The organism is Bacillus sp. EB106-08-02-XG196, assembly GCF_013396335.1.
Taxonomy (GTDB): Bacteria; Bacillota; Bacilli; order Bacillales; family Cytobacillaceae; genus Neobacillus.
In genome coordinates this window covers 42,618-61,972 of the sequence record NZ_JABWSY010000019.1, presented here as the reverse complement: position 1 = coordinate 61,972, position 19,355 = coordinate 42,618, and the positions used below count along the sequence as shown (strand labels likewise).

Genomic DNA, 19,355 nt, shown 5'->3' with positions numbered 1-19,355 from the left:
TTTTTTCATTTTTTATCCTATTCCGTTAATTGTTGTTCCTGATGTCAAATGTTTTCCCGGGTTAGGTCAAATTAAGGGGAGATAATATAAGAAATGACTTAACGGAGGTTACAACTATGAATGCAATGCAGGAACAGCTGTTTTGGGAACTCCGTAAAACGCAAATAGAAATTTTAAAATCATTGAATAATAAGCAGAAAAATGAGTGGATGATTCCTATATTAGAGGATGAACTAGCGGATATTTCAACTGCCATCCAAAAGCTGGAAGAAGGTAATTTCGGTCAGTGTGAAACGTCGGGTGAACCTCTGCCAGAACATCTTTTAAAGATTATGCCGACAATAAAGTCATCAAAGGATTCTGACAACTTGGAGCATTTTTATAAGAAACCATTTATTTCCGGCTTTTTCTAACCTTCCATTGTTGTTTCGTTAAAGATTGTGCTAAAATGCTAAGGAAGTAAAGTCTTCGTAGATGGGGGTATTCCTTAGTGTATTATTATTTAATCGCAATTTTTATTATTTTATTAGACCAAGTGACGAAATGGCAAATCGTCACAAAAATGCATCTTGGTGAAAGTATCCCAGTAATTGAGGACTTTTTGTATATTACTTCTCACCGAAATCGCGGAGCGGCATGGGGAATCCTACAAGGACAAATGTGGTTCTTTTATGTCATAACGGCTATAGTAATCATTGCGATCATTTATTACATTCAAAAAGAAGCAAAGGGTAAGTGGCTGCTAGGTGTTTCACTGGCATTTATGCTGGGTGGAGCGATTGGTAATTTTATTGACCGCCTGCTTCGAAAAGAAGTTGTTGATTTTATTCATACGTATATTTTCAATTATAACTTCCCAGTATTTAATATTGCGGATTCGGCTTTAGTCATTGGCGTAGTATTATTAATGATTCAAATGCTGCGTGATGAGCGTGAAACAAAGGAGAAATCATATGGAGAAAATGGTACACACCACTCTTGAACAGCAAAAAGGCGATCGAATTGATAAAGTTATTTCAACTTTAAATGAAGAATGGTCAAGAACTCAAGTTCAGCAATGGATTAAAGAGGGAAATGTCCTTGTAAATGGACAAAAGATAAAAACAAATTACAAATGCAGTTTAAATGATGAAATCGAAATTAGTATTCCCGACCCAGAATTACTCGATGTTGTCCCAGAAGAGATGGATTTAGAGATTTATTTCGAAGATAAGGATGTTCTAGTGGTTAATAAACCTAGCGGCATGGTGGTTCATCCAGCGCCTGGACATTTAACGGGAACGCTTGTTAATGGGTTAATGGCTCATTGTAAAGATTTATCAGGTATAAATGGTGTTCTGCGACCTGGTATCGTTCATCGTATCGATAAGGACACCTCTGGACTTTTAATGGTTGCCAAAAATGACATGGCCCATGAAAAGCTAGTTAACCAATTAGTCGAAAAGACCGTTACGCGAAAGTATAAAGCGATTGTGCATGGAGTGATACCTCACGATTTCGGAACGATTGATGCACCATTGGGCAGAGACACGAGAGATCGGCAAAGTATGACGATTGTGGATAATGGTAAGCATGCTGTAACTCATTTTCAGGTGATTGAACGGTTTAAGGATTTTACATTTGTGGAGTGTCAATTAGAGACAGGAAGAACACACCAAATACGTGTCCATATGAAATATATTGGCTATCCGCTTGCAGGTGACCCAAAGTATGGTCCAAAGAAAACACTTGATATCAACGGCCAGGCATTACACGCAGGAGTTCTTGGTTTTAACCACCCAAGAACCAACGAATACCTTGAATTTGAAGCACCTCTGCCAGTAGAATTTGAAGAGGTTTTAAATCAGTTACGAAATAATCGTTGACACATTTGTCGAATTATTGTACGATAACAACAGTTGAATATGCCTTTAAATCAGTCCTGTGAGGCTGAGAAGGAAACGGAATAATTGGTTGGGATACCTATGCCCATACTGATAAACTCTTTTACCTCTCACCTCAAAGCGTGAGAGGTTTTTTTATTAAATTAGGCAGGTGTTGAAAATGAACCAAAAAGCCGTAGTATTAGATACACAAGCAATCGGAAGAGCATTAACAAGAATTGCTCACCAAATCATAGAAAAAAATAAAGGGATTGAAGATTGTGTCCTCGTAGGAATTCGTACTAGAGGGATATTCATTGCAGAGAGACTCGCTGCCAAAATCGAAGAAATCGAAGGGAAACCGATACCTGTTGGCGAATTGGACATTACCTTATATCGTGATGATTTAACTAAGAAAACAGATGATCAAGAACCACTTGTTAAGGGATCGGATATCCCAGTACAATTGAAAGATAAAAAAGTTATACTTGTTGATGATGTTTTATATACAGGTCGAACGGTTAGAGCAGGACTAGACGCGATTATGGATCTTGGTCGTCCCTCTTCTATACAACTTGCTGTTCTTGTTGACCGTGGACACCGTGAACTTCCTATAAGAGCAGATTATGTTGGGAAAAACATTCCAACTTCAAGTAGTGAAAAAGTAGTTGTAGAATTACAAGATGTCGATAAGGTTGACCAAGTAAGTATCTTTGAAAAGTGAATAGTAACCCTTTAATTGCAGTCCTGTGAGGCTGACAAAGGGGAAAATGCCATCATCAAAGATTAATTGGCATTTCCATACCCTCTTTGTACTCTCATGGACAAAGAGGGATTTTTTTTGATGAAAATAACACACTAATAAATAGAAAGATTGTGGAGGAGAAAACATTGAACACTAAACCCATCTTAGACGTAAAAGATATTCCAAATCCTGGCCAATGGCTCACTTTAAGCTTACAACATTTATTCGCCATGTTTGGAGCTACGATCCTTGTTCCTTATCTCGTTGGGTTAAGCCCAGCAATTGCATTAATATCAAGTGGTTTAGGAACACTCGCCTTCTTAATGATTACAAAATGGCAGGTGCCTGCATACCTTGGTTCTTCGTTTGCCTTTATCGCTCCGGTAATAGCGGCAAAAGCTACAGCTGGTCCAGGGGGGGCCATGATAGGTTCATTCCTTGCGGGTCTTGTCTACGGGATTGTCGCACTAATTATTAGTAAAGCAGGTCATCGCTGGATTATGAATCTGCTGCCTCCGATTGTAGTAGGTCCTGTAATCATAGTTATCGGTCTGGCAATATCCGGAACCGCTGTTAATATGGCGATGAATAATCCTGCAGGAGAATATAGCTTGCTTCATTTCTCAGCAGCACTGGTAACATTAGCTGCCACCATTATCTTCACCATATACATGCGCGGCATGTTGAGCATTATCCCAATCTTAGCAGGTATCGTGGTTGGTTATCTTTACTCATTTGCAATCGGGATTGTTGATTTTAAACCAGTGTTGGAAGCAAGTTGGTTTGAAATGCCTGAATTCATCATCCCGTTTGTAAGCTATGAGGTTAAAATAACATGGGACTTAGCACTTCTAATGGTACCAGTCGCTGTAGTAACCCTATCTGAACATATAGGTCACCAACTTGTTCTAAGTAAAGTAGTTGGGCGTGATTACATTAAAGAACCTGGTTTACACCGCTCGATTTTGGGGGATGGAACAGCAACGATTATATCTGCATTAATTGGCGGTCCTCCAAAAACAACTTATGGTGAGAATATCGGTGTCCTTGCGATAACACGAGTATACAGTGTGTATGTAATAGCCGGTGCAGCTGTTCTTGCAACAATCTTTGGATTTATCGGAAAAATAACAGCATTAATCAGTACAATCCCGACACCTGTTATGGGCGGAGTTTCCATCCTGCTCTTTGGAATTATTGCTTCATCCGGTTTACGCATGCTTGTTGACAGTAAAATTGATTTTGGTAACAAACGTAATTTAGTGATATCATCAGTCATTCTGGTTATCGGAATTGGCGGTGCTTTTATAAAAGTATCAGAATCCTTTCAGATACAAGGAATGGCATTTGCCGCAATTGCAGGTGTTCTTTTACACCTAATCCTTCCTGGTAAAGAACCAGTAAGTGAAGATATGTTTGAACAAACAGTAGAAAAAGATAAGCAAAAAACTGCATAAAGAAAATTAACCTTTTAAAAGTAGTCCAGAGAGGCTATAAGGGTGTAATACTAAATACGATTTTATAAATCGTGGTCTTAGTATGATTAAATGCACCTTGATTAAATTAAATCAGGGTGTTTTTTTACAAATAATGGGATGGGGGAAAATCATGGTAAATCACTTGCTTACCACGAATGAATTAAAGGTGGATGAGATTTATGAAATTCTTTCAGAGGCTCAGGGTTTTGCTGATGGAAAGATATGGCGTCCAGAAGGTCAATTGTTTTCTGCTAACTTATTTTTTGAGGCAAGTACAAGAACAAAGTCAAGTTTTGAGATTGCCGAAAGAAGGTTAGGTCTCAGCGTTATTCCATTTGAAGTGCAAACTTCTAGTGTCCAAAAGGGCGAGACCTTGTACGATACAGTAAAAACACTTGAAGCAATTGGAGTTACCAGCATTGTTATCCGCCATGGTCAGGACCGTTATTTTGATGAGCTCGTTGAAAAAGTAAATATACCGATTATTAACGGCGGGGATGGATGTGGTCATCACCCAACACAATCGCTCCTTGACCTTTTAACCATCTATCAGGAGTTCGGACGTTTCTCTGGTTTAAAAATTGCCATTATCGGTGATATAAGGCATAGCAGAGTAGCACATTCTAATGCAGATACGCTTATTAGACTAGGGGCAGATGTTATTTTCTCAGGTCCAACCGAATGGTTTGATACTCATAGTCTTAGTGCTTCAAGATTTAGACCAATTGATGAGGCAATTCGTGAGGCAGATGTTGTCATGCTCCTTCGTGTGCAGCATGAACGGCACCAAAAGAAAGGAAGCTATACAGCAGCGGAGTACCATAGCCAATTTGGACTGACTTTGGAACGGGAAAAGGCAATGAAGCCAAAAAGTATTATTATGCACCCAGCACCGGTAAACCGGAATGTTGAGATAGCAGATAGTTTAGTGGAATGCGAACGATCAAGAATTTTTAAGCAAATGGAAAACGGTGTATACGTGAGAATGGCAGTCTTAAAAAGAGCAATAGAAAGTATAAAAGGAGTGTATGGGAATGAAACTACTTATTCAGAACGCCAGCTACATAGCATCTAACGGTGTAAAAAAACAGGCAGATTTATTAATTGAAGATGGAGAAATTGTAAAGATTGGTCATCAAATAGAGGAAACTGTAGATCGAATCGTAAATGCAGAGGGATTGTTGGTATCACCAGGATTTGTCGATTTACATGTTCATCTCCGCGAGCCAGGAGGAGAGAAGAAAGAAACGATTGCAACAGGTACACTCGCTGCGGCAAAAGGTGGATTTACCACACTAGCGGCAATGCCGAATACAAGACCAGTTCCAGACTCGATTGAACAAATGGAATGGCTTCAAAATCGCATTCAAGAAACAGCAAACGTTCGGGTCTTACCTTATGCCTCCATCACTGTGAGACAAATCGGTAAAGAATTAACCGATTTTGAAGCATTAAAAAATGCAGGAGCATTTGCCTTTACAGATGATGGTGTAGGTGTTCAAGATGCCAGCAAGATGCTCGAAGCCATGAAAAAAGCAGCAAGTGTGAATATGGCCATTGTTGCCCATTGTGAAGAAAATACACTGATCAATAAAGGCTGTGTACATGAAGGTTCTTTCTCAGAAAGAAATAGATTAAATGGAATTCCTTCGGTTTGTGAGTCAGTACAGATTGCAAGAGATGTGCTGCTTGCCGAGGCGGCTGGCTGTCATTATCATGTGTGCCATGTTAGTACGAAAGAATCGGTTCGTGTGATTAGGGATGCGAAAAAAGCAGGGATTAAAGTTACTGCAGAAGTCACACCTCACCATTTACTATTAACACAAGATGATATACCGGATAGTCTCGATCCGAATTATAAAATGAATCCGCCACTTCGAGATAAGGCTGATCGGGATGCGTTAATTGAAGGATTGTTGGACGGGACAATCGATTTTATAGCAACGGATCATGCACCACATACAACGGATGAAAAAAATGAGGGAATTAAGCTAGCTCCTTTTGGAATTGTTGGTTTAGAAACAGCGTTTCCACTGCTATATACACACTTCGTCTTAAAGAACATTATGAGTCTCGAACAGTTAATACACTATATGACGAAAAAGCCGGCAGAAAGCTTTTCACTTCCTTTCGGAAGAATTGAAGTAGGAGCCCCAGCCGACTTGGTTCTATTAAATCTAGACGAAGAAAAGGCAATTGATCCACAGGAATTTTTATCAAAAGGAAAAAATACTCCATTTGCTGGTTGGAATTGTAAAGGCTGGCCGCAAATGACAATTGCGAGCGGCGAAGTAGCTTGGGAGAAAGGACGTGTAACAGTATGAAAGCACAGCTAATTTTAGAAGATGGAACAGTATTTATTGGTGAAGGTTTTGGAAGTCACATGGACACAACCGGAGAAGTCGTCTTTAATACAGGTATGACGGGCTACCAAGAAATCCTTTCTGATCCATCCTACTGTGGGCAAATTGTTATGCTGACTTACCCTTTAATTGGAAATTACGGAATAAACCGTGATGATTTTGAAACCATTAATCCAGCAGTAAAAGGCTTTATAGTCAAAGAAGCCGCGGAATTCCCTTCCAATTGGAGGAGTGAATTTACGATTGATGAGTACTTTAAAATGAAAAAGATCCCTGGAATTGCAGGTATTGATACACGTAAATTAACCAGGATTATTCGCCAATATGGGACATTAAAAGGAGCCATCTGCTCGATTGAAAGTGATCCTAATGAAGTAATTAGTAAGCTAAGACAGACGAAGATGCCGATTGATCAAGTCAGAAGAGTCTCTACAAAAAATTCTTATCCAAGTCCAGGCAGAGGGAAGAGAATTGTGCTTGTCGATTTCGGAATGAAGCATGGAATTTTACGAGAATTAAATAAGCGTAATTGTGATGTTGTTGTTGTTCCATACCATACAACGGCAGATGAAATCCTTCAATTACGACCAGACGGAATTATGCTTTCTAATGGACCTGGGGATCCAAAGGATGTTCCAGAAGCTGTCCATATGATTAAGCAGTTATTGGGTATAGTACCAATTTTTGGTATATGTTTAGGGCACCAATTATTTGCATTAGCATGTGGTGCCGATACCGTAAAAATGAAATTCGGTCATCGTGGCTCTAACCACCCCGTTAAAGATTTAGCGACAGGAAAAATTGCCATTACAGCTCAAAATCATGGATATACTGTTGAAGAAAAATCGTTACAAAATACGCAGCTGGCAGTTACACATATTGCTTTAAATGATGGTACTGTTGAAGGCTTAAAGCATTTAGATTATCCCGCCTTTACTGTTCAATATCATCCAGAAGCTTCACCAGGACCTGAAGACGCAAACCATTTATTCGATCAGTTTCTTGCGATGATTGAAGCTGAAAAACAGGAGGTTTCCACAACATGCCAAAACGTAATGATATAAACTCCATTTTAGTAATAGGTTCAGGACCCATTGTGATTGGGCAGGCAGCAGAATTTGATTATGCAGGCACCCAGGCTTGTATCGCTCTTAAAGAAGAAGGCTATCGAGTTATTCTCGTTAATTCCAATCCTGCCACAATTATGACAGACACAGAGATTGCGGATGCCGTCTATATTGAACCATTAACCGAGGAATTTGTAAGCAGAATCATTCGCAAAGAACGTCCTGATGCGCTATTAGCCACTCTCGGCGGTCAAACCGGTCTTAATCTTGCGGTTGAGTTATCAAAATCAGGGGTCTTAGAAGAGTGTGAAGTGGAAATCTTAGGAACGAAGTTATCTGCCATCAAACAAGCCGAGGACCGTGACTTATTCCGTAGCTTAATGAATGAACTGTGTGAACCCGTACCGGATAGTGAAATTATTCATGAATTAGCAGAAGCACACGCATTTGTGGGAAAAATAGGATTTCCTGTCATTGTTCGTCCTGCCTATACACTTGGAGGGACTGGCGGAGGGATTTGTCATAATTCTGAAGAATTGGACGAAATCGTGGCAAGCGGCTTAAAGCACAGTCCGGTAAATCAATGCTTACTCGAGAAAAGTATTGCCGGGTTTAAAGAAATCGAATATGAAGTAATGCGTGATGGAAATGACAATGCCATTGTCGTATGTAATATGGAGAACTTTGATCCAGTTGGAGTTCACACTGGTGATTCGATTGTTGTTGCACCAAGTCAAACATTAAGTGACAGAGAATATCAGCTATTAAGAAATGTTTCTCTTAAAATCATTCGCGCATTAGGGATAGAAGGCGGCTGTAATGTTCAACTTGCCTTAGACCCATATAGCTTTAATTACTACATCATCGAAGTAAATCCAAGGGTAAGCCGTTCATCAGCTCTAGCATCAAAAGCAACCGGTTATCCTATTGCAAAACTAGCAGCGAAAATCGCAGTAGGCCTAACACTAGATGAGATGCTTAACCCTGTAACGGGAAAAACCTATGCAAGCTTTGAACCTGCTCTTGATTATATCGTAACGAAAATCCCGAGATGGCCATTTGATAAATTTGAATCAGGGAACCGTTCACTTGGGACACAAATGAAAGCAACGGGTGAAGTTATGGCGATAGGCCGTACCTTTGAGGAGTCCTTATTAAAAGCAATCCGCTCACTAGAAGCGGGTGTCCATCATTTCGAACTAAATGGATCAGCGGAAATCAGTAATGAATTAATAGAGAAACGAATTTGCAAAGCTGGAGATGAGAGGCTCTTTTATATCGCAGAAGCATTTAAACGAGGTATTACAGTTGAAACCATTCATCAGTGGAGCCAAATAGATTTATTTTTCTTACACAAACTGCATGGAATCATCGAGTTTGAAACAAAACTTGCTTCCAACCCAATGGATATGGAAATCCTTAAGGAAGCAAAACAAAAAGGCTTCTCTGATAAAAAGATTGCAGAGCTTTGGGACCAAAAGGAAAAGGATATATACAATCTACGCAAAAAATTAGGTATGGTTCCGGTCTATAAAATGGTGGATACTTGTGCAGCTGAATTCGAATCAGAAACACCTTACTACTATGGAACATATGAGGACGAAAATGAATCCATTGTAACAGGCAGACAAAGTGTTATTGTTCTCGGTTCCGGACCAATTCGTATCGGGCAAGGAATTGAGTTTGATTATGCGACTGTCCATTCTGTTAAAGCCATCAAAGAAGCAGGCTATGAAGCAATTATTATTAATAATAATCCTGAAACAGTTTCAACGGATTTCAGTATCTCCGATAAGCTGTACTTTGAACCGTTAACCATTGAGGATGTAATGAGTATAATTGATTTAGAAAATCCACTGGGTGTAATCGTGCAATTTGGCGGGCAAACAGCGATAAATCTTGCTGCAGGTTTAGAAGAGAATGGCGTAAAAATACTTGGAACAAGCCTAGAGGATTTAGACCGTGCGGAGAACAGGGATAAATTTGAACAAGCCCTTGTCCAGCTGGATATTCCAATGCCACTTGGAAAAACCGCATTATCAGTTGAAGAAGCAATAATAATTGCTAATGAAATCAGCTATCCTGTACTTGTTCGTCCATCTTATGTTCTTGGCGGCCGTGCAATGGAAATCGTATATCGACAGGAAGAACTGCTTCATTATATGGAAAATGCCGTTAAAATTAATCCAGACCATCCTGTCTTAATAGATCGTTACTTAACAGGTAAAGAAATAGAAGTGGACGCAATTTGCGATGGAGAAAATGTATTAATACCGGGAATTATGGAGCATATCGAACGGGCAGGGGTCCATTCTGGGGATTCCATTGCCGTGTATCCGCCGCAAACACTTTCAGACAGAGTTAAGGAAACGCTGGTTGAATATACTGAGAAGATGGCAAGAGGCCTAAACATCGTGGGACTGTTAAATATACAGTACGTAATATCCAAGGATCAAGTATATGTCCTAGAAGTCAATCCACGTTCTAGCCGTACGGTTCCATTTCTGAGCAAAATCACAAATGTTCCTATGGCTAAAATTGCAACAAAAGCAATCTTAGGAATTTCGATAACTGAACAAGGCTACATGCCAGGAATCGTTCCCGAAAAGAAGGGTGTTTATGTGAAAGTTCCGGTATTCTCATTTGCTAAGTTAAGAAGTGTTGATATCACACTTGGTCCTGAAATGAAATCAACGGGCGAAGTAATGGGGAAGGATTGCACACTTGAAAAAGCACTTTACAAAGGATTAGTAGCTTCAGGAATGACGATTCAAAAATTCGGAACTGTATTGTTTACGGTTGCGGATAAAGATAAACAAGAATCATTAAAGCTGGCTAAACGATTCGCTGCAAACGGCTACCGTCTAATGGCAACGAGTGGAACAGCTGCTGTACTTAAATCTGCAGGTCTGCCAGTAAAGGTTATCGGCAAAATTGGTTCAGAAGGCAAAACATTACTGGATGTTATTCATAATGGGGAAGCACAATTTATTATCAACACACTGACAAAAGGAAAACAGCCCGAAAGTGATGGCTTTAGAATCCGCCGTGAAGCAGTTGAAAATGGGGTCCCATGCTTAACCTCATTAGATACAGCGGATGCGATACTTAAAGTGATAGAGTCAATGAACTTTTCAGCTGAAGCTATGGCAGTAGAGGAAAAGGAGGCGGTATTTGCATGATAAAAAAGGAATTATGCAGGATCATCTCCCAAACAGAAATTGCTAAAGACATTTTCCAACTCACCGTTGAAGCAAATTTCGTGAATGAGATAAAAGCACCGGGTCAGTTCGTGCATATTCGGGTCGATAAGTCTTTCGACCCTTTATTACGAAGACCTATCAGTATATCTTCTGTTGATTCGGTGAATTCACAATTTACAATGATCTATCGAAAGGAAGGGAAAGGGACTTCACTGCTCGCAGAAAAAGGCAAGGGGATGCTGCTAGATATTCTCGGTCCCTTAGGGAATGGGTTCCCAGTTAATGAAGTAAATCCAGGGGAAACGGCTTTACTTGTCGGGGGAGGAATTGGTGTCCCTCCTTTATATGAACTTTCTAATCAGTTGATTGCAAAAGGGGTAAAGGTCATCCATGTCCTTGGCTTCCAAACACAATCAGCAGTATTTTATGAAAATGAATTTTCGGACAATGGGGAGACCTATATTACCACCGTTGATGGTTCATATGGAAAAAAAGGTTTTGTAACGGATATTATTAAAAATTTAGAGTTTGATTGTCTATATACCTGCGGGCCTACCCCAATGTTGAAAGCAATCGAAAATGAGTATTCAGATAAAAAGTTGTTTTTATCCTTAGAAGAACGGATGGGCTGTGGCATAGGGGCATGCTTTGCTTGTGTATGTAAAACTAGTGAAGATCCTTCCGGAGTTTCTTATAAAAAAGTATGCAGTGATGGACCCGTTTTCCGTGCAGGGGAGGTACTAATATGAGCCGTTTAAACATAGAGCTGCCTGGTTTGAAACTAAAAAACCCAATTATGCCAGCGTCTGGGTGCTTTGGCTTTGGCAAGGAGTATAGCCAATTCTATGATTTGAGTAAACTTGGTGCGATCATGATTAAAGCGACAACGGTAGAGCCAAGATTCGGAAACCCTACTCCAAGAGTTGCAGAAACATCTGCAGGAATGCTAAATGCAATCGGCCTGCAAAATCCAGGTTTAGAAAAAGTTATCAGTAATGAACTGCCCTGGTTATCTCAGTTTGATGTTCCTATTATTGCAAATGTCGCAGGTTCCCTTGAAGAGGACTATATTGAGGTAGCACGAAGCATTTCTAAAGCTCCCAATGTCCATGCATTAGAATTGAATATTTCCTGCCCGAATGTAAAAACAGGGGGAATTGCTTTTGGTACGATACCAGAGGTGGCCAAGCAGTTAACTCGTAAGGTAAAGGAAGTATCAGATGTACCGGTCTATGTGAAGCTTTCACCGAACGTGACCAATATTGTGGAAATGGCACAAGCAGTTGAAGCCGGCGGTGCAGATGGGTTGACCATGATAAACACGCTTGTCGGCATGAGACTGGATTTAAAAACAGGCAAGCCAATATTAGCTAACCGCACCGGCGGTCTATCAGGACCTGCAATTAAACCAGTTGCCATACGGATGATTTATGAGGTAAGTCAAGCTATAAATATCCCGATTATTGGAATGGGCGGTATTGAGTCTGCTGAAGATGTAATTGAATTCTTCTATGCAGGAGCTAGTGCGGTTGCGGTAGGTACGGCAAATTTTGTGGATCCATATATTTGCCCAACGATCATTGAAGAATTACCAGCCCTGATAGAGCAGTTAGGTTATGAACATATCAGTGAATGCAAGGGAAGGAGCTGGCAGGACCATGGAAAACTCGCTCATCATCGCGCTTGATTTTGCGAATCGTAAAGAGGTAGAGCAATTTTTACAGCCCTTTACTGGTAAACAACTCTTTGTAAAAGTAGGAATGGAGTTGTATTATCAGGAAGGACCTGAAATTATTCGTTACTTAAAAGCAAACGGCCACCGGATTTTTTTAGATTTGAAGCTTCATGACATTCCTAATACAGTAAAAAGCGCCATGAAGGGGCTTGCTAGATTGGAATGCGACCTTGTAAACGTTCATGCCGCTGGCGGCAAAGAAATGATGCGCGCTGCGGTAGAAGGTTTAGAGGAGGGCACGGCACATGGTCGTAGACGACCGGCCATCATAGCCGTTACACAGCTTACCAGTACATCGGAGGAGCAAATGAAAATAGACCAGCTCATTTCTGTTTCTCTGGAACAATCCGTTCTTCATTATGCTTCTATAGCAAAAGAGGCCGGTTTAGATGGAGTTGTTTGCTCTGCTTGGGAGGCATTATCTATTCGGGAAAAATTAGGTGATAAATTTTACACAGTTACCCCAGGTATACGGATGGCAGAAGATAGTACTGGAGACCAAAAACGGGTCGCCACCCCTGAATTTGCAAGGAATGCGGGTGTTACCTCGATTGTTGTAGGACGATCCATCACAAGATCAAATGATCCACTGAAAAGTTATGAAAAATGGATGGTAGCATGGAGGAGTGGTCAAGTATGAAAAAATTAATAGCAGAAAAATTATTAACCATTAATGCAGTAGCATTAAAACCAAACGAACCATTTACATGGACTTCAGGATTACGTTCACCTATTTATTGTGACAACCGCCTGACACTTTCTTATCCAGAAGTAAGAAAGGAGATTGCACAAGGGCTTCAATCTATTATTTTAGAGAAATATTCAGATGCCGATGTCATTGCTGGTACTGCAACTGCGGGGATACCACATGCAGCATGGGTTAGTGAGTTATTAAACCTGCCGATGTGTTATGTTCGTTCAAAAGCAAAAGGACATGGCAAAGGAAACCAGATAGAAGGAAAAGTGGAAGCAGGACAAAAGGTTGTGGTGGTTGAAGATCTGATTTCTACGGGAGGCAGTGTGATTACTGCCGTTCAAGCACTGCGAGAAGCTGGGTGTGAAGTTCTTGGCGTGGTTTCAATATTTACATATGGACTAGAAAAGGGAAGGGAAGCATTCGCACAAGAAGAAATAAAAAGTGAATCACTTACTGATTTTGTTAATCTAGTGGAAGTAGCGATTGAAAAGGGCTACATAAGCAAAGATGATCAAGAAAGCTTACTTTCGTGGAGTAAATCCCCTTCTGAGTGGAGTAAGAAGTTCGAATAAACGAAAAGCCCCGGAAAATCCGGGGCCATTTTATTTTTTCTTTAGTTTTAGGACCATTTCCTCTTCAGGAGTAACATAAACAGTCTGTTGATTATCATAAATGACAAAACCAGGCTTTGCACCATTAGGCTTCTTAACATACCGCACCTTTGTAAAATCTACTGGTACGGAACTAGAGTTTCTGGCTTTACTAAAATAGGCAGCCAAGTTCGCTGCTTCATGTATGGTTCTTTCAGATGGATCTTTACTTCGAATGACAACGTGCGAGCCAGGAATGTCTTTAGTGTGCAGCCAAATTTCATCTCTAGCTGCAAGTTTATTGGTCAAATAGTCATTTTGCTTATTGTTTTTTCCAACAATCAATTCAGTGCCATCAGAAGAAAGATAATAATCAAGAATCGGCTTGGCATTAGATAATTTTTTCGCATTTCGTCTTTGACGGTCGCGAATATAACCGCCTTCAATTAACTCTTCGCGAATTTCTTGAATATCTTTTGGTGATGCTGACTGCACCTGTTGAAGTAAATTTTCAAAATAAAAGACTTCCTCACGTGCCATTTCAATTTGTTTGATTACGATGGAAACAGAATTTTTGGCTTTTTGGTATCTAGAGAAATACTTTTGCGCATTTTCTGAAGGTGTCTTACGCGGGTCTAAGAAAATCGCTACTGTACCGCCCATTTCATCATAATAATCGACCACTTCGATTTCTTTCATCCCTTTTTTGGCAGCATAGAGATTGGCTGTTAACAGTTCACCTAGGAGCTTGAGCTGCTCGGCTTTCTCAGCCTCTCTTAATGTATTCTCTAATTTCTCAATTTTTTTCTCATTCTTTTCTTTTTCATTGATAATTAACCGCTCTATATCATTTCCCTGCTGTTTGACACGATCACGCTCAGCCTTCCCAAAATAAAAGCGGTCCAGCATTTCGCTTAAGGTTGAGAAGCTTTTAACTTCTCCTTTTACATGTTCAAGTGGAAAGAGGTAGAACACTTCCTTATTCCCTGTTGATAAGATGGAAGGCTCTATTGCTCCACTCTTAATTGTATCTATCATTTGAATGAACGTTTTCGGAACGGTCGTACGGTTGGCAATCCCGCTTTGGAAAATAACTTCTCTTGCGAATAGCGGTGAGGTCCCAGCAAAATGTTCTACAAGCTGCCGATCAATCTTGCCGCTATTAAAATCAATCTTTCTCAATACATCATCTTCAACTGCCAAGAATGGATTTTGTTTATTTTGTTCTGGCGGATAAATATAGGGATGCCCAGGTAAAATGGCTCTGTGACTGTTTACTGCAAACGAAACATGCTTCACGCTATCAAGAATGATGTTTCTAGTTTTATCAACTAGTACAATATTACTGTGCCTGCCCATTATTTCAATTATTAACTGTTTGTAGCTCACATCTCCGATTTCATTACGCCCTTTAATTTCAAAAATAATCATACGATCATTTTCAACCTGATAGACATCCTCTAAAATATAGCCCTCAATATGCTTTCTTAGCAGCATACAGAACATAGGCGGTTCGCTGGGATTCTCGTATGCTTCATTGGTGAGCTGTATTCTTGCATAGCTTGGATGAGCAGAAAATAATAACTTTTGGTTCACTCCATTTGCACGGATTGTGAGGATTACTTCATTTTTATAAGGCTGATGTACTTTATTTATTCTGCCGCCCTTTAAGGTGCGCGCAAGTTCATCAACCATTGCTTTTGTAAATAAACCATCAAATGACATGGAAAACATCCTTTACTTCAAACTATTTCTTTCTTTAGTATAGCTTACTGGGTAAGAGAATGTCTCTTACTAGGTTAGAGTATGTCTCATTTTACCTTGTTCATTCAGTTATCGTAACTGCTCTTAATTATCATAGCATTTTTTTGGACGAGGCTGAATAAGCTTTCTTTAGAGCGTGTCTCATATAATTAAGGGGGAAGTGAGATGGTCGGATGAAATTCCATGAGATGGAGATAAATCAAGTAGAAAAGGTCTTAGATACCGACTTTTCGTCTGGGTTATCACCGGAAGCTGTAAAGAAACGAATAGCCCAACATGGGCTTAATGAATTGGAGGAAGGGGAAAAGCAATCTGCCTTACTCTTATTTTTTAGTCAGTTTAAAGATTTTATGGTGTTAGTGCTGCTTGCAGCTACGCTTTTATCAGGGTTGCTTGGTGAATATATTGATGCAGTAGCGATTATTGCTATCGTCATTATTAACGGTATCCTTGGCTTCTATCAAGAAAGAAGAGCTGAGAAATCCTTGCAGGCACTAAAGGAATTATCAGCACCTCAGGTGTCCGTGTTACGTGAAGGGCAGTGGGTGAAAATCCCTTCTAAAGAAATTGTCCCCGGAGATATCATTAAATTTTCAAGTGGAGATAGAATTGGTGCCGATGTACGGATTATCGAATCTAGAAGTTTAGAAATCGAAGAGTCAGCCCTTACTGGTGAGTCCGTACCCGTGTCTAAGCATATAGATAGTTTAAAGACAGTAAACCCTGGAATTGGTGATATGGAAAACATCGCTTTTATGGGCACGATGATTACTAGGGGAAGTGGTGCAGGAGTTGTTATTGCCACAGGGATGAAAACAGCGATGGGACAGATCGCTGATTTACTCCAAAATGCCCAATCGCAAGAAACACCCCTGCAGCGGCGTTTAGAGCAGCTGGGGAAAATTTTAATAAGTGTTGCTTTATTGTTAACTGTTCTCGTGGTTGCAATTGGAGTCTTACAGGGGCATGAACTTTATACCATGTTCTTAGCAGGTGTTTCCCTGGCAGTTGCGGCTATACCTGAGGGATTACCAGCGATTGTAACGGTAGCGTTGTCTCTGGGTGTCCAAAAAATGATTAAGAAAAACGCCATTGTTAGAAAACTCCCAGCGGTAGAAACACTCGGCTGTGCGTCGGTCATTTGTTCTGATAAAACGGGAACAATGACACAAAACAAAATGACGGTTACCCATTTATGGAGCGGTGGTCACACTTGGACGGTTGATGGGGTTGGATACCAGCCTCGTGGAGATTTTTATCGTGGAGATACGCTGGTTCATCCAAAGGACGAGAAGGCTCTGCAGCAAATGCTTATTTTTGGGATGATCTGCAATCATTCAGAATTGGTGATAAAAGATGAAGATTATATTCTAGACGGAGACCCTACTGAGGGTGCATTGCTCGTAAGTGCCATGAAAGCAGGGTTTAACCGCAACAATCTATTAGATGAATTTACCATCATCAAGGAATTTCCATTTGACTCAGTTAGAAAAATGATGAGTATGCATGTTAAAGATAAACAAGGCAGGAATTTTATTGTAACAAAAGGGGCACCAGATGTAATTATAGGTAAAAGTGAATCCATCCTCTGGGATGGCAAAACACAATATCTTGGACAAAATGTCCAGAGTCAAGTGCAAGAGGCTATCAATAATCTTGCTGCCAAAGCACTTAGAACCATTGCGATTGCCTTTAAACCTATTTCGGCCAATACCGTTATCTTAAGCGAACAGGAAGCAGAAAATAAATTAACCTTTATAGGTGTCCAAGGCATGATTGATCCGCCAAGACCAGAAGTGAAAGATGCAGTTAAAGAATGTAAGGAAGCAGGAATAAAAACTGTTATGATAACAGGTGATCATATCATTACAGCTAAAGCCATTGCTGCACAGCTCGGTATTTTAACGAAGAAAAGTTTGGTCCTTGATGGAAATGCATTATCAAACATGTCGGTTGAAGAGCTTGAGGATGTTGTAGATGATGTATCCGTATTTGCACGCGTCTCACCAGAGCATAAATTGAAAATAGTCAAAGCTTTACAAAATAGTGGCCATATTGTAGCGATGACCGGTGATGGAGTGAACGACGCTCCAGCAATAAAGGCTGCAGATATCGGTGTGGCAATGGGGATTACTGGTACAGATGTGGCTAAAGAAGCATCCTCTCTTGTATTGCTCGATGATAACTTTGCGACAATAAAATCGGCAATTGAAGAAGGCAGAAACATCTATGAAAACATTCGAAAATTCGTTCGATACTTACTTGCTTCAAATGTAGGGGAAATTTTGGTTATGTTGTTTGCCATGCTCCTGGCACTGCCGCTTCCTCTTGTGCCAATTCAAATTCTTTGGGTCAATTTAGTGACGGATGGATTACCGGCAATGGCTCTAGGACTAGATCGTCCTGAAGAGGATGTAATGAAGCGCAAACCACGGAGTCCAAATGAAGGAGTGTTTGCACGAGGATTAGGCTGGAAAGTTGTTTCAAGGGGGTTCCTTATTGGAATCGTTACCCTGTTAGCCTTTATGATTGTCTATAATCAGAATCCGGCAAATCTGCCATATGCACAAACGATTGCCTTTGCTACTCTCGTTATGGCACAGCTCATCCATGTATTCGATTGTAGGAGTGAAAAATCAGTACTATCTAGAAATCCATTTGGGAATCAGTACTTAGTCTGGGCAGTTATCTCTTCTCTTGCACTGATGATTGTCGTAATCTATTACCCGCCATTTCAACCGATATTTCACACCTTACCAATTCTAGCAAAAGACTGGCTTTTGATTATAGGACTATCCTCCATTCCAACTTTTTTACTAGCCGGAACATTTTTGTTAAGAAAAACAAAATAAAGTGTGTTATAATCCAAAAGGTAGTAGAGGTTACTCTATTACCTTTTGTTAGTTTCCAGATAATAAATAAACTTTACATAGTAGGTTAGCGCTCATCTTCAATTGATTGGAGTGTACTTAATGGTTATAAGTATGACGGGCTTTGGAAGAAGCAGGATTGCTTCAGCCTCTTTTTCTGTGAATGTAGAAGTAAAAACAGTCAACCATCGCTTTAGTGAAGTGAATATTCGGATGCCTAGACACTTATTAAATGTTGAGGATAAGATAAAGAAAAAATTAACTGAGCATCTTCGTCGCGGCAGAGCAGAAGTTTATATCATGATAGAAGGGGAGGGTGCGGTAACTCGAAAAATTCAGGTTGATTGGAAGCTGCTCGAAGAATACTACCTATTTATTAAACAGGCACGGGATAAATTCAATATTGAAGGAAACGTATTACTTCAGGATTTATTAACGCGTAATGAATTTTTACATATTGAAGAAAATGAAGCTGGAAATGAAGAATTGGAAAGTTTAGTACTTAGAGCTGCAGAAGAAGCTGTTTTATTATGTAAACAGATGCGGATAACGGAAGGAGAAGAGCTTAGAAAGGATTTGCTCACTTCTTTGGGACTATTAGATATAAATATAGATGCACTGAAAGAATATGCTCCCCAAGTTGTCTTTCTGTATAAGGAACGATTAATGAAACGAATGGAAGAATTCGTACAGGGACAAATTGATGAAACGCGGGTATTAACAGAAGTGGCTATATTTTCTGATAAAATTGATATTAATGAAGAATTAACAAGGTTAAAAAGTCATATTCAGCAATTTACTCAAACCCTAAACGAATTAGAGCCAATTGGCAGAAAACTGGATTTTCTTGTTCAAGAAATGAATAGAGAAGCGAATACGATTGGATCAAAAGCAAATGATTCAACGATTACTAAAAAAGTCGTAGAGATCAAAAGTTTGCTTGAAAAGCTGAAAGAACAAGTACAAAATATTGAATAATAG

Annotated in this window: 16 protein-coding genes; 15 read left to right on the top strand and 1 reads right to left on the bottom strand. The window is 39.9% G+C overall.

The annotated features are described in order from the left end of the window. The first annotated feature begins 116 nt into the window (after window positions 1–116). The 13 genes from MLOOGBEN_RS24525 to pyrE all read left to right on the top strand — a co-directional run bounded on the left by MLOOGBEN_RS24525 (window position 117) and on the right by pyrE (window position 13,722). Window positions 117–413, top strand: coding sequence for a hypothetical protein (locus tag MLOOGBEN_RS24525; RefSeq protein ID WP_179160908.1), 297 nt, complete (start codon window positions 117–119; stop codon window positions 411–413). A 77-nt stretch (window positions 414–490) separates the two neighbouring features. Beyond that, on the top strand, window positions 491–982 hold the full coding sequence (gene lspA, locus MLOOGBEN_RS24520; protein ID WP_179160907.1) for a signal peptidase II: 492 nt from the start codon (window positions 491–493) through the stop codon (window positions 980–982). Next, window positions 954–1,865, top strand: a complete 912-nt coding sequence (locus MLOOGBEN_RS24515; protein WP_179160906.1) for an RluA family pseudouridine synthase — start codon at window positions 954–956, stop codon at window positions 1,863–1,865. The genes lspA and MLOOGBEN_RS24515 overlap by 29 nt, the downstream gene beginning before the upstream one ends. Window positions 1,866–2,043: 178 nt before the next feature. Next, window positions 2,044–2,586, top strand: a complete 543-nt coding sequence (gene pyrR, locus MLOOGBEN_RS24510) for a bifunctional pyr operon transcriptional regulator/uracil phosphoribosyltransferase PyrR (RefSeq protein WP_179160905.1) — start codon at window positions 2,044–2,046, stop codon at window positions 2,584–2,586. Window positions 2,587–2,753: 167 nt separating this feature from the next. After that, window positions 2,754–4,064 (top strand): solute carrier family 23 protein, encoded by a 1,311-nt coding sequence (locus MLOOGBEN_RS24505; RefSeq protein WP_179160904.1) that lies wholly within the window; start codon window positions 2,754–2,756, stop codon window positions 4,062–4,064. Between the two features lie 151 nt (window positions 4,065–4,215). Further along, on the top strand, window positions 4,216–5,160 hold the full coding sequence (locus MLOOGBEN_RS24500) for an aspartate carbamoyltransferase catalytic subunit (protein WP_179160903.1): 945 nt from the start codon (window positions 4,216–4,218) through the stop codon (window positions 5,158–5,160). Beyond that, window positions 5,120–6,409, top strand: a complete 1,290-nt coding sequence (locus MLOOGBEN_RS24495; protein WP_179160902.1) for a dihydroorotase — start codon at window positions 5,120–5,122, stop codon at window positions 6,407–6,409. Before MLOOGBEN_RS24500 ends, MLOOGBEN_RS24495 begins: the two co-directional genes overlap by 41 nt. Next, window positions 6,406–7,512 (top strand): carbamoyl phosphate synthase small subunit, encoded by a 1,107-nt coding sequence (locus tag MLOOGBEN_RS24490; protein WP_179160901.1) that lies wholly within the window; start codon window positions 6,406–6,408, stop codon window positions 7,510–7,512. Before MLOOGBEN_RS24495 ends, MLOOGBEN_RS24490 begins: the two co-directional genes overlap by 4 nt. Then, window positions 7,491–10,697, top strand: coding sequence for a carbamoyl-phosphate synthase large subunit (carB, locus tag MLOOGBEN_RS24485; RefSeq protein WP_179160900.1), 3,207 nt, complete (start codon window positions 7,491–7,493; stop codon window positions 10,695–10,697). The genes MLOOGBEN_RS24490 and carB overlap by 22 nt, the downstream gene beginning before the upstream one ends. Further along, a complete protein-coding gene (locus MLOOGBEN_RS24480; RefSeq protein WP_179160899.1) occupies window positions 10,694–11,467 on the top strand; it encodes a dihydroorotate dehydrogenase electron transfer subunit in 774 nt (257 codons plus the stop codon). Before carB ends, MLOOGBEN_RS24480 begins: the two co-directional genes overlap by 4 nt. Beyond that, the gene (locus tag MLOOGBEN_RS24475) at window positions 11,464–12,405 is read left to right on the top strand and encodes a dihydroorotate dehydrogenase (RefSeq protein WP_179160898.1); all 942 of its coding nucleotides are present in this window, start codon (window positions 11,464–11,466) and stop codon (window positions 12,403–12,405) included. The genes MLOOGBEN_RS24480 and MLOOGBEN_RS24475 overlap by 4 nt, the downstream gene beginning before the upstream one ends. Next, window positions 12,377–13,093 (top strand): orotidine-5'-phosphate decarboxylase, encoded by a 717-nt coding sequence (gene pyrF / locus MLOOGBEN_RS24470; protein ID WP_179160897.1) that lies wholly within the window; start codon window positions 12,377–12,379, stop codon window positions 13,091–13,093. Before MLOOGBEN_RS24475 ends, pyrF begins: the two co-directional genes overlap by 29 nt. Beyond that, window positions 13,090–13,722: an orotate phosphoribosyltransferase gene (gene pyrE, locus MLOOGBEN_RS24465; protein ID WP_179160896.1), complete on the top strand. Its 633-nt coding sequence runs from the start codon at window positions 13,090–13,092 to the stop codon at window positions 13,720–13,722. Before pyrF ends, pyrE begins: the two co-directional genes overlap by 4 nt. 30 nt (window positions 13,723–13,752) lie before the next feature. Here the strand turns inward: pyrE and MLOOGBEN_RS24460 are convergent, their stop codons facing one another. Next, window positions 13,753–15,465 carry an Rqc2 family fibronectin-binding protein gene (locus MLOOGBEN_RS24460; RefSeq protein WP_179160895.1) on the bottom strand — a complete coding sequence of 571 codons (1,713 nt, stop codon included), beginning with the start codon at window positions 15,463–15,465 and terminating at the stop codon, window positions 13,753–13,755. A gap of 212 nt (window positions 15,466–15,677) precedes the next feature. Here MLOOGBEN_RS24460 and MLOOGBEN_RS24455 point away from each other — a divergent pair, with 212 nt between their 5' ends. Beyond that, window positions 15,678–18,356 carry a calcium-translocating P-type ATPase, SERCA-type gene (locus MLOOGBEN_RS24455; RefSeq protein WP_179160894.1) on the top strand — a complete coding sequence of 893 codons (2,679 nt, stop codon included), beginning with the start codon at window positions 15,678–15,680 and terminating at the stop codon, window positions 18,354–18,356. Between the two features lie 120 nt (window positions 18,357–18,476). Next, window positions 18,477–19,352, top strand: coding sequence for a YicC/YloC family endoribonuclease (locus MLOOGBEN_RS24450; RefSeq protein WP_179160893.1), 876 nt, complete (start codon window positions 18,477–18,479; stop codon window positions 19,350–19,352). The last annotated feature ends 3 nt before the right edge of the window (window positions 19,353–19,355 follow it).